The following is a 13278-nucleotide window of genomic DNA, read 5'->3' on the forward strand; positions in this document are numbered from 1 at the left end:
ACCCCACCCCGCGCCCGGACCCCGGAGGAGCGACGTGACCGCCGCAGTGGAGATCAGGGGCCTCGATGTGCAGGTCGATGCCGGTCAGCGCGTGGACGCTGCCGCGCGCTGACCGGCATCGACCTGCACATCGAGGCGGGCAGCTTCGTCTCCCTCATCGGCCCGTCGGGCTGCGGGAAGTCCACGCTGCTGCGCTGCATCGCCGACCTGGTCACCCCGACGGGCGGCGAGGTCCTCGTCGGCGGGCTGAGCGCGCGCCGGGCCCGTGAGCAGCACCACTACGGCATCGCGTTCCAGGCCGCCGGCCTGCTGGACTGGCGCACGGTGCAGCGCAACGTCGAACTGCCGCTGGAGCTGCACGGCGTCGGCAAGCGGGACCGCGCCGCGCGGGCCGCCCACCTGCTGGAGATGGTCGGGCTCGCGGACTTCGCGCGGATGCACCCCGCGGAGCTGTCCGGCGGCATGCAGCAGCGGGTCGCGATCGCGCGGGCGCTGGCCGAGGAACCGCCGCTGCTGCTGATGGACGAACCGTTCGGGGCGCTCGACGAGATGACCCGCGAGCGCATGCAGGCGGAGCTCCTGGCCATCCGCGAGCGCACCGGCACGACGGTCGTCTTCGTCACGCACTCCATCGCCGAGGCGGTGTTCTGCTCCACCCAGGTCGTCGTGATGTCCGCGCGGCCCGGGCGGATCGTGCGGGTCGTCGACGTCGACCTGCCGACGCGCGACGAGGACGCCCGCGAGCACCCGAGCTTCTTCGCGGGCATCACCGCGGTCCGCGAAGCGCTGCGCGGCAGGCCCGTGCGCGGTGTCCCGGCCGGTCTCGGCGGGGACGACCGGTGAGCGGCGTGCTCGCCCGCCGCCGGGCCGCCCTCCTCCTGCCGCCGCTGCTCGCGGGCGTCGCGGCGCTGGCGATCTGGCAGGCCGTCGTCGTGCTCGGCCGCATCGCGACGTTCGTGCTGCCGTCGCCGACCGCGATCGCCACGGCGTTCGGCACGGTCGCGCCCGACGTCGCGACCGCCGCGGCCGCGACGGGCACCACGGCGTTCGTCGGCCTCGTCGCCGGAGCCGTCGCCGGTGTCGCGGCCGCCGTGCTCGCCGCCCGCCTGCGGGTGTTCGACGAGGTGCTCAGCCCGCTGTCCGCGGCCGCGAACGCCATGCCGATCATCGCCCTGGCCCCGGTGTTCAACGCGATGTTCGGCTCCACGAGTCCCGTGCCGCGTCGCCTCGTCGTCGCGGTCGCGGTGTTCTTCCCGCTGTTCGTCAACACCGCCCGCGGGCTGCGGCAGGTGTCCCCCGTCCACACCGAGCTCATGCGCTCCCTCGACGCGACCGGCTGGGCGTTCACCCGCCACGTGCGCCTGCCGGGCGCCGTGCCGCACCTGTTCACGGGGCTGCGCCTGGCCTCGTCCCTGTCCGTCATCGCCGCGGTGGTCGCCGAGTACTTCGGCGGGCGCCAGGACGGGCTCGGTTCCCGCATCACCTCGGCCGCCAGCGCTTCCGCCTACCCGCGGGCCTGGTCCTACGTGCTCGGGGCCGTCGCCCTGGGTCTCGTGTTCTACCTCCTCGCCCTCCTCCTGGAGCGGCTCCTGTCCCCCCACACCCGGAGGTCCCTGTGATGTCGAACGTCAGCCGTCGAGCCGTCGTGGCCGGTGCGCTCGGGAGCGCCGTCGCCGTCGGCGCCACCTCCTGCGGCACGGCCGAGCAGGAGGACCCCGCGACCGGGGCCTCGTCCTCCTCGTCGGGGTCCGCCGGCGCCGCGAAGGTCCGGCTCCAGCTCCAGTGGGTGACCCAGGGCCAGTTCGCGGGCTACTTCGCCGCGCTGGACCAGGGCTTCTACACCGCCGAGGGGCTGGACGTGGAGATCCTCGAGGGCGGTTCCGACATCGTCCCGCAGACGGTCCTGGCGCAGGGGCAGGCCGACTACGCGATCGCCTGGGTCCCCAAGGCCCTGGCCTCGCGGGAGCAGGGCGCGGCCATCACGAACGTCGCGCAGGTCTACCAGCGCTCGGGGACCCTGCAGGTGTCCTTCGCCAAGGCCGCGATCACCGCGGTCGAGGGGCTGAAGGGCAAGAACGTCGGGAACTGGGGGTTCGGCAACGAGTTCGAGCTGTTCGCGGCCATGACCGCCGCCGGCCTGGACCCGAGCGAGGACGTCACGCTCGTGCAGCAGCAGTTCGACATGCTCGGCCTGCTGCAGGGCGACATCGACGCGGCCCAGGCCATGACCTACAACGAGTACGCGCAGTTGCTGGAGGCCGAGGACCCGGCGACGGGGAAGCTCTACACCCCCGCCGACTTCACCGCGCTGAACTGGAACGACGTCGGCACCGCGATGCTGCAGGACTCGATCTGGGCGAGTTCCGAGAAGCTCTCCGACCCGGCCTACCAGGAGCAGACCGTCAAGTTCGTCAAGGCCAGCCTCAAGGGCTGGGCCTTCGCCCGGGACGACCCGGAGGCGGCGCGCGACATCGTCGTGGCCAAGGGTTCCACGCTCGGCGCGAGCCACCAGCTGTGGCAGGTCAACGAGGTCAACAAGCTGATCTGGCCGGCGAGCGCCGGCGCCGGGGTCATCGACGAGGCGGCGTGGGACAGGACCGTGGCGATCGCCCGCGACACCCGCAACGCCGAGGGCCAGACCGTCATCACGAAGGACCCCGACGACGGCGCCCACACCAACGAGTACGTCCTCCAGGCGCTGGAGGAGCTGAAGGCCGAGGGCGTCGACGTGACGGGCGCGTCGTTCCAGCCGGCCACCGTCACGCTGGCCGCGGGCGGCGCCTGAGGCGCACGCGACGGGGCCGCGTCAGCGCGCCGACCACCCGCCGTCGGAGGCGATCGTCTGGCCGGTGACCCAGTCCGCCTCGTCGCTGAGCAGGAAGGCGACGAGGCGGGCCGCGTCGGTGGGGGTGGACCACCGGCCACCCGGGTGCAGGGCGCGGACGGCCGCGAGCCCGGCCTCGTCCGCGTAGCCGGTGTCGTTGGGCCCGGGGTCGACGCAGTTCACGGTGATCCCGCGCCCGATCAGGTGCGCGGCGAGGCTGGCCGTGAGCTCGTGCAGCGCGGCCTTGGACGCGATGTAGGGCAGTTCGCCCGGCATGGCCCCGTGGTACTGCCCCGACGTGAACCACACGACGCGGCCGCCGCGCCGGCCGTCGTGCTGCGCCGCGAACGCCTGCGCCAGCAGCAGCGTCGCCCGGGTGTTCACGGCGAAGCAGAGGTCCAGCTCCGCCGCCGTGAGGTCCTCCAGGTGCTGCGCGGAGCTCCGGGCGTGGTTGGCCACGAGCGCGTCGACGTGCCCGAAGACCTCTCGCGCGCGGCCCAGGAGGCGGGCGGGTTGCTCCGGGTCGGCCAGGTCGGCCGAGACCAGCTCCACGCGCCCGCCCGCCGCGCGCAGCTCCGCCGCCAGCGCCTCGCTGCCGCCCTCGTCGGCGCCCCAGTGCTGCTCGGCGTCGGCCGGTGACCACGCGTGCAGGAGGACGGCCGCGCCGTCGGCGACCGCGCGGCGCGCGAGCGCCGCGCCGATGGCGATCCGGCGGCTGACGCCGGTGATGACGACGACACGACCGGCCAGCGGCGGGGAGGACACCTCGGCATCGTGCCCGCCCCGCCGACGCCGGTCACCCGGTTTCCGCTCAGCCGCCGGTGGAGGGGTCCGCGTAGCGCAGGACCGCGCCCACACCCCCCTGCAGGGTCACCTCGTCGTCGACGAGCTGGATGCCGGCGTCGGTGGCGGCCAGCGCCCGCACGAGGACCGCGTCGGCGCGCGCCCGGACGGGTTCCTCGACGCCGAGCGCCCGCAGCTCGTCGGGGCTCGTGCCGATCAGCAGCGGGTCGGCGCACGCCCACAGCTCCTCGGTCGACGTGGGGTCGTCGTGCAGCAGCAGGGTCTGGACCTGGCTGCGGCGCAGCGCGTCGACGACGGCGGCGAGCCCCTCGACGGCTCGCCCCGCGCCGCCGCTGCGGTCCGGGCCCTGGCCCGTGCGCATCCGGCCGATCTCCTGGCCGAACTCGGCGAGCACCGCCGCGCACCGCTCGCGCCGCACCACGTCCAGCGCCTGCGCGACCCCCTGCTCGAAGGCCTCCTCGTTCGTGCCGTCGCCCCGGCCGCCGGGGATGTCGACGAGGTGCTCGAGGACGACGTGGCTGGCCTTGGCCTTGAGCGCGGCCACGGCCTTCGTCTCCCCCGCCAGCAGGACGACCTCCGGCTGCTCCCTGCGCACGAGCCCGTCGAGGTCCTCCGCGACGGCCTGGGCGTTGTGGTCCCAGGAGTCCTGCACGGCGTGCTGGTAGCGCAGGTGGGCCCAGCCGCCGCCCCGGACCTTGTGGATCAGGTCGTGGTCGCCCTGGACGGTGCGGGTCTCCTCCTGGCCCAGGGCCCTGGCCGCGGACCGGGTCGACGTGATGTCCGCTCCCGTGCGGTCGAGGACGACGAGCACGTACCGGACGTCGTCGGCCAGGGCCCGCACGAGCGGCATGAGGTGCGGCACGGGCCCGGTGACGGCCTCCTCGCGCAGGGGCGGCTCGGGCAGCAGGACGTCCAGCTCCAGGCCGCCGGGGCCGGCGACGAGCGCGCGGCCCACGCGGCCGGGGGCCCCGACGGTCTGCCCGGCGAGCCCGTCGAGCGCCTCGATGGCCGGCGCGGGCGCACCCTGCGCCTGCAGGCGCTGCCGCGCGTCCTGCCACCGGACCGCGATCTCGTGGGCTCCGTTCTCCGTGTCCCGCGAGACGTCGACGTAGACGCTCACGTGCGGGCCCGGGTCGGTGGCGACGTCCTTCAGCCAGGTCAGCTGCACGGTGCTCCTCCTCGTGACGGTTCCGGCCACCCTCGACCGGTGCGCCTCGACTACCCCGTGGCGCGGCCCTCATGCCGTCCGGGCGCGGACACCGGTCACGGCGCGCGCCGCCCCCCGGGGCGTCGTAGCGTCGCGGCCACCCCCCTCCGCCGTCCCCTGCAAGGAGTTCCCGTGGACAGCAAGGACGTCCTCCTCGAGGCCTTCGGCCGCGTCCCCGCCCGCGTGCACGCCGTCCTCGACGGCGTCGACGAGGACACGCTCGCGCGCCGGCCTCCCGGCGGCGGCAACAGCGTCGCGTGGCTCGTGTGGCACCTCACGCGCGTGCAGGACGACCACGTCAGCGACGTCGCGGGCCACGAGCAGACCTGGACCGCGCAGCGGTGGGCGCAGCGGTTCGCGCTGCCGCTCGCCGACGAGGAGACCGGCTACGGCTTCGACGACGACCAGGTCGGTCTCGTCCGGGCGAGCGCCGAGCTCCTCGCGGGCTACTTCGACGCGGTCCACGACCGGACGACCGGCTACCTGCGGACCCTGTCCGACGCGGACCTCGACCGCGTCGTGGACGAGGACTGGGACCCGCCCGTGACCCTCGGCGTGCGGCTCGTGAGCGTCGTGGACGACGACCTCGAGCACGCGGGGCAGGCCGCCTTCCTGCTGGGCCTGCTGCAGCGCGGCTGAGCCGCCCGGGGGCCCTCGGTCCCCGCGCCTGGGGCGCGACTACGGTGTTGCGGTGCTCCTCGCCGGGGGGAGCGCCCAGCGACGGAAGAGACCGCCCCTCGTGAGCCAGTCGACCGAGCCCCGCTCGTCCGCGGTGGTGGAGGAGGACGCGCACGTCGGGCGCCTCTACGCGCGCCTGGACGCGCTGCGGGAGCAGACGGCCGAGCAGCTCGCGGAGGTCCGGCGCACGGTGGCCACGGGCACCCACCAGAGCCGGTTCGAGCGCGACGCCTTCGCGACCCTCTACGAGGACCGCCTCGCGCAGCTGTGGTCGGTGGAGAACCGGCTGTGCTTCGGCCGCCTGGACCTGCAGCCCGGCACGGAGGACCCCCGCCGCTACGTCGGGCGCCTGGGGCTCGCGGACGAGCGCGGCACGCAGGTCCTCGTCGACTGGCGGGCCCCTGCGGCGCAGGACTTCTACCAGGCGACGGCGGCCTCCCCGCGCGACGTCGTGCGCCGCCGGCACCTGCTGACCCGCGGCCGCCACGTCACGGGCGTCGACGACGAGGTGCTCGTCGCCGCCGAGGGCCAGCGGACGACGGGCGACGCCGCGCTGCTCGCCGCCGTGACCGCGCCCCGCACGGGCCGCATGACCGACATCGTGGCCACGATCCAGGCCGAGCAGGACCGCGTCATCCGCGCCTCCGAGCGCGGGGTGCTCGTCGTGCAGGGCGGCCCGGGCACCGGCAAGACGGCCGTCGCGCTGCACCGCACCGCGTACCTGCTCTACACGCACCGCGAGCGCCTGGCCCGCAGCGGCGTCCTGCTGCTCGGGCCGAGCCCCGTGTTCCTGCGCTACGTCGAGCAGGTCCTGCCCGCGCTCGGTGAGACCGGCGTGGTGCCCGCGACCGTCGGGGACCTGTTCCCCGGCGTGCGCGCGACGGGCGAGGAGACCTCCGGAGCCGTGGCCGTCAAGGGCGACCTGCGGATGGTGGACGTGCTCGCGGCCGCGGTCGCGCAGCGCCAGCGCGTCCCCGAGCGCGCCCTCACCCTCGACGTCGACGGCACCCGCGTCGTCCTGCGCCCCGACGCCGTGGCGAGCGCGCGCACGCGGGCGCGCCGCAGCCACCGCCCGCACAACGAGGCCCGCGTGACCTTCGTGCGCGAGGTCCTCACGGTCCTGGTGAACCAGCTCGCCCGGGGCCGCGGCGTCGACCTGGCCGAGGAGCGGGAGGACCTGCTGACGGAACTGCGTGAGAACGTCGACGTCCGGCGCGAGGTCAACCTGCTGTGGATGCCGCTGACCCCGCAGAAGGTGCTGGGAGCGCTGTACCGCAACCCCTCTCTGCTGGCGCGGGTCGCGCCGGAGTTCACCGCGCAGGAGCGGGCGGAGCTGGCCCGCGAGACGACCGGCTCCTGGACGGAGTCCGACGTGCCCCTGCTCGACGAGCTCGCGGAACTGCTCGGCACGTCGGAGGAGGCGGGGCGCGCCGAGCGCCGCGACGCCGAGCGCGAGGAGCAGGTCGCCTACGCGCGCAAGGTGCTCGAGGACTTCGAGGCCTCGGGCGTGGGGAACCCCCTCGTCAGCCCCGAGCTGCTGGCCGACCGGTTCGCCACCGACGGCCCCACCGGCACGGTCGCGGAGCGCGCGGCCGCGGACCGGACGTGGGCCTACGGCCACGTCGTGGTCGACGAGGCCCAGGAGCTGTCCCCCATGGCGTGGCGGCTCGTCGAGCGCCGCTGCCCCTCGCGGTCGATGACGCTCGTGGGCGACGTCGCGCAGACCTCCTCCGCCGCGGGCGCGTCGAGCTGGGCGCAGGCGCTGCGCCCGGTCGTGGAGGACCGCTGGCGGCTGGAGGAGCTGACGGTCAACTACCGCACGCCCGCGCGGATCGCCCGCGTGGCCGCCGACGTCCTGGCCGCCGCCGGCATCGACGCCGCGCCGCCGACGCCCGTGCGCGAGGGCGAGCACGAACCCGAGGCGCGGCGGCTGGCGGGGCCGGACGACGTCGCGGGCGTCGTCGCCGCGGTCCGGGCCGAGCGGGCCGCGCTCGAGGAGGGCCGGCTCGCGGTGCTCCTCGCCCAGGAGACCGGCGAGCTGGGCGCGGGCCGGCTGCGGGCCGCCGTCGCGCGCGAGCTGCCGGCGGGGTCCGTCGCGGCCTCGCACGACGACCTCGACGCGGACGTCAGCGTCCTGGACGTCCAGCGCGCCAAGGGTCTCGAGTTCGACGTCGTCGTCGTGGTCGAACCGGCCGCGGTGCTGCGCCGGCCGCGCGGCGCGAACGACCTGTACGTGGCGCTGACGCGCGCGACGCAGAAGCTCGTCGTGCTGCACGCGGAGGACCTGCCGGAAGGCCTGCGCTCGCTCGTCACCGGGTGAGGAACAGCCGGACCGCGAGCACGAGACCGGCGCCCGCGATGACGGTGCGCAGCACGCGCGGGTCGAGGCGGCGCACGACCGCCGGCCCGAGCCGGCCGCCCGCGACGCAGCCCAGGCCGAGCGCGAGGGCCGCCCACCAGTCGACGGGCCCGAAGGCCGCGAACCCGATCGCCGCGACGGTGTTCGCCGCTCCCGTGAGCACGTTCTTCAGCGCGTTGTTGCGGACCAGCGTCTGCGCGTGCGTCAGCTCGCACAGCGCGAGCATGAGCACACCGGCGGCCGCCCCGAAGTAGCCGCCGTAGACGCCGACGAGCAGGAACGCGGCGAGGACGAGCGGGTTCCGCACGCTGGTGCGCCCGGGACGCAGGCGCTGAAGGCGGGGCTGCAGCAGCATGAGCAGCGACGCCCCGCCGACCAGGAACGGGACGACGCCCTCGAACGCCTCGGGGTCGCTCGTCAGCAGCAGCACGCAGCCCAGCGCGCCGCCCACCGCCGCCACCGGCAGCAGCCGCAGGGCGTCGCGCCGCTGCCCCACGAGCTCGGGACGCGACCCCGCGACCGTCCCGGCCGTGACGCCCATGAGCGCCACGGTGTTCGTGACGTTGGCCGCGAGCGGCGACAGGCCCGCGAGCAGGAGGGCGGGGTAGGACACCAGCGACGCGAGGCCGGCGGTCGAGCCCACCAGCCCGGCCGCGGCGCCCGCGAGCACCAGGAGCAGGACCTCGAGCAGGGGCACGACGCACGATCCAACCAGCCGGGGTCTGTCCCGGTGTCGGGGGCGTGTGCTGTGCTGTTCCCGTGAGCACGGACACCACCACCGACACCGTCGTCGAGGCCGCCCCGCTCGACGCCGCCACCCTCGAGCCGCGCCTCGCGGAGCACCGCGGGCCGCTGACGGGCTACTGCTACCGGATGCTCGGGTCCGCCTTCGACGCCGAGGACGCGGTGCAGGAGACGATGCTGCGGGCCTGGAAGGGCATCGACGGCTTCGAGCAGCGGGCCGCGCTGCGCTCCTGGCTGTTCCGCATCGCGACCAACGTCTGCCTGACGATGATCGAGAGCCGCTCGCGCCGGGCGCGGCCGATGGACCTGAGCGCCTCGGCGTGGGAACCGGTCGAGGCGTCGCTGGGCGCCCGCCGTCCCGAGGACACGTGGCTGGAGCCGATGGTCGACTCCCGCGTCCTGCCGAGCGCGGGCGACCCGGCCGAGATCGCCGTCGCCCGCGAGTCGGTGCGGCTGGCCTTCGTGGCCGCCCTGCAGCACCTGCCCCCCCGTCAGCGCGCCGTGCTCCTGCTGCGCGACGTGCTGCGCTGGAAGGCGGACGAGGTCGCGCAGCTGCTGGAGAGCACCACGGCGTCGGTGAACTCGGCGCTGCAGCGCGCCCGGGCGACCCTCGCGGACCTGCCGGGCACCGGCTCGGGTGCCGACCTCGGCCCGGCGGACCTGCAGCTGCTGGAGCGCTACGTCGCGGCCTTCGAGGCCTACGACATGACCGCGCTCGCGACGCTGCTCGCCGACGACGTCACGCAGAACATGCCGCCGTTCGAGATGTGGCTCGAGGGGGCGGACGACCTGCGGACCTGGATGCTGGGGCCCGGCCGCGGGTGCCGCGGGTCCCGCCTGGTCCCCGTGGGCGTCAACGGCCAGCCGGGTTTCGCCCACTACCGGCCCAGCGGGCCGGGTGGCGCGCACGAACCGTTCGCGCTGGTCGTGCTCGAGGTGCGCGACGGTGCGGTGCAGGCGATCACGTCGTTCCTCGACACCCGCCTGTTCGCCCTGTTCGGCATCCCCGCCACCCCCGGGGCCTGACGCCGCGGGCGGCCGGCCCCCATATCAGGAGGCGACCGGGCGCGCCGCGGCCGTTCCGCGCACGACGGTGGCGCCGGTGTCCGGGGAGGTCGTCACGGCGGGTTCCAGGCCGGCCGCGGCGACGAGGGCGACGGCCGCGGGGGCCTGGCGCTCGTCCACCTCGACGAAGAGGTGGCCGCCCGGCGCCAGCCACTCCCCGGCCCCGGCGGCGACCCGCCGCGCCACGTCGAGGCCGTCGGGTCCACCGTCCAGCGCCACCCTCGGCTCGTGCAGCCGCGCCTCGGGGGGCATGAGGTCGACCGCGTCGTGCGGGACGTACGGCACGTTGGCGAGGAGCACGTCGACGCGGCCGCGCAGGCCCTGCGGGAGCGCCGCGTAGAGGTCGCCGAGGTGGACCGTCCCGCCCACGGGGGCGACGGCGCGGCGCGCGCACGCGACGGCCGCGGGGTCGACGTCGGCGGCGTGCAGCTCGACGCCGGCGACGGCGCTCGCCACCGCGAGACCCAGGGCCCCCGACCCGCAGCACAGGTCCAGCACCACCGACGTCGGCCGCGTGACCGCGACGGCGCGCGCCACGAGCAGCTCGGTGCGGCGGCGCGGCACGAACACCCCGGGCGCCACGGGGACGCGCAGGCCGCAGAACTCGGCCCAGCCGAGCACGACCTCCAGCGGCTCCCCCGCCACGCGCCGGGCCAGCAGTCCCGGCAGCGCGGCGGGACCGGCCGCGAGCAGCAGGCGCGCCTCCTCCTCGGCGAACACGCAGCCCGCGGCGCGCAAGGCGGCCACCAGCCCGGCCTCGTCCGGCACGGGGTCCGCGGTGCTCACCCGGTGAGGCTCGCCGCCGCCCGGCGCGCGGTCAACCAGCCGCCGCGGGGGCGCACCGGCCGGCCGCACCGGGTTCCGCGGGCGGAGGGGTCAGTTGATGTGCTTGCCGCCGTCGACCTGGTAGCTCGTCCCGGTGACGAAACCCGCGTCCTCGGACAGCAGGAAGGAGACCATCGCGGCGATGTCGTGCGGGGAGCCCACCCGGCCGACGGGGATGCCGGCGGACATCTGGGCCTTGCGCTCGTCGCTGAGCGCGCCGCCCATGATGTCGGTGTCGATGGGCCCGGGCAGGACCGCGTTGGCGGTGATGCCGTGCGGCCCGAGCTCGCGCGCGGCGCCGCGGGTCAGCCCGAGCACCGCGGCCTTGGCCGCGGCATAGGCCGACTTGGAGAACGTCCCACCACCGTCGACGGCCGTGATGGACGAGGTGTTGACGATGCGGCCCACCCCGACCTCGATCATGCGCCGCGCCGCCGACTGCATCATCAGCAGCGACCCGGTGGCGTTGACGGCCATCGTGCGGTCCCACTCCTCGAGCGTGATCTCCAGCAGCGGCGTCGGGTTCGCGATGCCCGCGAGGTTCACGAGCCCGACGACGGGCGGCAGGGTCTGGTCGAACGCCGCGAACGCGGAGGCGACCGAGTCCGGGGAGGCGATGTCGGCGGCCACCCCGGCCACGACGGCGCCCGTGCCGCGCAGCTCCTCGGCGATCTCGGCCACCCCGGCGGCGGAGATGTCGACCAGCCCGAGGCTCCAGCCCTGCGCGGCCAGGCGGCGGGCGACGACGCGGCCGATGCCGCGCGGGGCGCCGACACCCGTGACGACGGCGGTGCGCTGGGCCGGGAACTCTGCTGCCATGGGGAGGATCTCCTGTGATCGGGGGTCGAGTGCGGCGCACGCGGGCGGGGTCGCCCCGCGCAGGACGAAGAGTGCCCCTCCCGGGGTCACGTCCGCGAGTGCAGCACGGCGTGAGCGCGCTCGCCCACGCGGTCGCCGGGGCGCTGAGGGCCTCGTAAGCTCCTCCGGATGCCCCCGTCCGCCGCCCCGCGCTCCCTCGCGGAGGAGCTGCGCGCCCGCCCGGACGACGATCTCGAGGCGCTGCTGGCCGCGCGGCCGGACCTGACCGCTCCCCTGCCCACCTCCACGACGGCCCTGGCGACGCGCGCCACGACCCGCGCCAGCACGCAGCGGGCGCTGGAGCGCCTCGACAGCCCCACGCTGCAGGTCCTCGAGGTGCTCGCCGTCCTGCCGGACCCCACGACGACCGGGGCGGTCTCGCGCGCGTGGGGTGCGCGGGCGGGCGACGTGGTCGCCGACCTGCGGCGGCGGGCCCTCGTGTGGGGCAGCGACCGCAAGCTCCACCTGGTGCACGCCGCACGGGACCTGCTCGGCCCGCACCCCGTCGGCCTCGGCCCGCCCCTGGCCGACGCCCTGGGCCGCCGCTCCCCGCAGCGCCTGGCCGACCTGCTGGAGGACCTCGGTCAGCCGGTCAGCCACGACCCCGAGGTGGCGCTCGCCCGGCTGAGCGAGCACCTGGGCGACGTCGAGCGCGTCGGGGCCCTGCTGGAGCAGGCGCCCGCCGGGGTCCGGGCCCTGCTGGAGAAGCTGACGTGGGGCCCGCCCACGGGGGCCGTCGAGCGCGCCGACAGGCAGGTGCGGGCCGCGACGTCGGCGAGCCCCGTGGACTGGCTCCTGGCCCACGGCCTGCTGGCCGTGGCCGGGCCCGGCACGGTCGTGCTGCCCCGCGAGGTGGGCCTCGCGCTGCGCGGCGGCCGCGTGCACCGCGCCCCCGACCGCACGCCCCCCTCGCTCACCGTGGCGCAGCGCCGCCCCGACCGGGTCGCGGCGGCCTCGGCCGAGGCCGCCGCGGAGGCCGTCCGCCTCGTCGACGAGCTGTGCCGCGCGTGGGGAGCCGCGCCCGCCCCCGTGCTGCGCGCCGGCGGGGTCGGCGTCCGCGAGCTGCGGCGCACCGCGGCCGCCCTCGAGGTCGACGAGGCGACCGCGGCCCTCGTCGCGGAGATCGCCTGGATCGGCGGCCTCGTCGCCGACGACGGCGAGGTCGAGCCGCGCTGGATGCCGACCCCGGCCTACGACTCCTGGCGCGAGGAGGAGACGGAGGAGCGCTGGCTCGCCCTGGCCGGCGCCTGGCTGCCCTCGACCCGCGTCCCCGCCATGGTCGGCACGCGGGACGGCAAGGACAACCCGCGCAACGCCCTCGGCCCCGACCTGGACCGCCCGTCGGCCCTCGCCGTCCGCTCGGCCGTCCTGGCCGAGCTCGCGCGCCTGGAGGAGGGGACGGCCGCCGACGCGGACAGCCTGGCCGCGCTGCTCGCGTGGCGCGCCCCGCGGCGCGCGAGCCGGCTGCGCGAGGACCTCGTGCGCTGGACGGTCCGCGACGCCGGCTGGCTGGGCGTGCTGGGCGCCGGCGCCCTCTCCCCCGCCGGGCGGGCGCTGCTGGCCGGTGACGAGGACGCCGCCGCCGCCGCGCTGCGTGCCGCGCTGCCCGAGACGGTGTCGGAGATCTTTCTGCAGGCCGACCTCACCGCGGTCGCCCCCGGCCCGCTGGCCCAGGACCTCGCACGCCGCCTGGAGTCCCTGGCCCGCGTGGAGAGCCGGGGAGGCGCCACCGTCTACCGCTTCGACGGCGCGACCGTCCGCCGCGGGCTGGACGAGGGCCAGACGGCCGACGACGCCCTCCGCTTCCTCGCCGACGTCTCGGCCACCCCCGTGCCCCAGCCGCTGGAGTACCTGGTGCGTGACGTGGCCCGGCGCCACGGCCGCGTCCGGGTGGGCCGGGCGGGCTCGTACGTG

12 protein-coding genes are annotated in these 13278 nt (G+C 76.4%); 7 read left to right on the forward strand and 5 right to left on the reverse strand.

Features of this window, described 5'->3' with window-relative positions:
* Nucleotides 1-108: 108 nt before the first annotated feature.
* Genes GTR02_RS13695 through GTR02_RS13705 form a run of 3 tightly spaced genes read left to right on the forward strand, consistent with a single transcriptional unit; the run spans nucleotide 109 to nucleotide 2785 of the window.
* Nucleotides 109-843, forward strand: a complete 735-nt coding sequence (locus GTR02_RS13695; protein ID WP_166608064.1) for an ABC transporter ATP-binding protein — start codon at nucleotides 109-111, stop codon at nucleotides 841-843.
* Nucleotides 840-1619, forward strand: a complete 780-nt coding sequence (locus tag GTR02_RS23270; RefSeq protein WP_205709238.1) for an ABC transporter permease subunit — start codon at nucleotides 840-842, stop codon at nucleotides 1617-1619. Before GTR02_RS13695 ends, GTR02_RS23270 begins: the two co-directional genes overlap by 4 nt.
* Complete coding sequence (locus tag GTR02_RS13705; protein WP_166608054.1) at nucleotides 1619-2785, forward strand: ABC transporter substrate-binding protein; 1167 nt, start codon at nucleotides 1619-1621, stop codon at nucleotides 2783-2785. The genes GTR02_RS23270 and GTR02_RS13705 overlap by 1 nt, the downstream gene beginning before the upstream one ends.
* A gap of 21 nt (nucleotides 2786-2806) precedes the next feature.
* On the opposite strand, the gene GTR02_RS13710 is transcribed toward GTR02_RS13705, so the two are convergent.
* Nucleotides 2807-3589, reverse strand: a complete 783-nt coding sequence (locus GTR02_RS13710; RefSeq protein ID WP_166608055.1) for an SDR family oxidoreductase — start codon at nucleotides 3587-3589, stop codon at nucleotides 2807-2809.
* Nucleotides 3590-3635: 46 nt separating this feature from the next.
* Nucleotides 3636-4796, reverse strand: a complete 1161-nt coding sequence (locus GTR02_RS13715) for a baeRF2 domain-containing protein (protein WP_166608056.1) — start codon at nucleotides 4794-4796, stop codon at nucleotides 3636-3638.
* 171 nt (nucleotides 4797-4967) lie between these two features.
* Here GTR02_RS13715 and GTR02_RS13720 point away from each other — a divergent pair, with 171 nt between their 5' ends.
* Both GTR02_RS13720 and GTR02_RS24535 read left to right on the forward strand, forming a co-directional pair.
* Nucleotides 4968-5474 (forward strand): mycothiol transferase, encoded by a 507-nt coding sequence (locus tag GTR02_RS13720; RefSeq protein ID WP_166608057.1) that lies wholly within the window; start codon nucleotides 4968-4970, stop codon nucleotides 5472-5474.
* Between the two features lie 100 nt (nucleotides 5475-5574).
* A complete protein-coding gene (locus tag GTR02_RS24535; RefSeq protein ID WP_166608058.1) occupies nucleotides 5575-7833 on the forward strand; it encodes an ATP-binding domain-containing protein in 2259 nt (752 codons plus the stop codon).
* Here the strand turns inward: GTR02_RS24535 and GTR02_RS13730 are convergent.
* On the reverse strand, nucleotides 7823-8569 hold the full coding sequence (locus tag GTR02_RS13730; RefSeq protein ID WP_166608059.1) for a TSUP family transporter: 747 nt from the start codon (nucleotides 8567-8569) through the stop codon (nucleotides 7823-7825). The genes GTR02_RS24535 and GTR02_RS13730 overlap by 11 nt on opposite strands.
* A 62-nt stretch (nucleotides 8570-8631) precedes the next feature.
* Between GTR02_RS13730 and GTR02_RS13735 the strand changes: the two genes are divergently transcribed.
* A complete protein-coding gene (locus GTR02_RS13735) occupies nucleotides 8632-9642 on the forward strand; it encodes an RNA polymerase subunit sigma-70 (protein WP_166608060.1) in 1011 nt (336 codons plus the stop codon).
* Between the two features lie 24 nt (nucleotides 9643-9666).
* Here the strand turns inward: GTR02_RS13735 and GTR02_RS13740 are convergent, their stop codons facing one another.
* On the reverse strand, nucleotides 9667-10467 hold the full coding sequence (locus tag GTR02_RS13740; RefSeq protein ID WP_166608061.1) for a putative protein N(5)-glutamine methyltransferase: 801 nt from the start codon (nucleotides 10465-10467) through the stop codon (nucleotides 9667-9669).
* A gap of 90 nt (nucleotides 10468-10557) precedes the next feature.
* A complete protein-coding gene (locus GTR02_RS13745; RefSeq protein WP_166608062.1) occupies nucleotides 10558-11325 on the reverse strand; it encodes an SDR family NAD(P)-dependent oxidoreductase in 768 nt (255 codons plus the stop codon).
* Nucleotides 11326-11493: 168 nt separating this feature from the next.
* Between GTR02_RS13745 and GTR02_RS13750 the strand changes: the two genes are divergently transcribed.
* A partial coding sequence (locus tag GTR02_RS13750; RefSeq protein ID WP_166608063.1) for a helicase-associated domain-containing protein occupies nucleotides 11494-13278 on the forward strand: 1785 nt, incomplete at its 3' end.

Source organism: Kineococcus siccus (genome assembly GCF_009906795.1).
GTDB classification, from domain to species: Bacteria; Actinomycetota; Actinomycetes; order Actinomycetales; family Kineococcaceae; genus Kineococcus; species Kineococcus siccus.

Excerpts from the sequence above, each read along its gene's own strand:
- GTR02_RS13705 (WP_166608054.1), top strand. The coding sequence starts at position 1,619 with ATGTCGAACGTCAGCCGTCGAGCCGTCGTGGCCGGTGCGCTCGGGAGC.
- GTR02_RS13745 (WP_166608062.1), bottom strand. The coding sequence starts at position 11,325 with ATGGCAGCAGAGTTCCCGGCCCAGCGCACCGCCGTCGTCACGGGTGTC.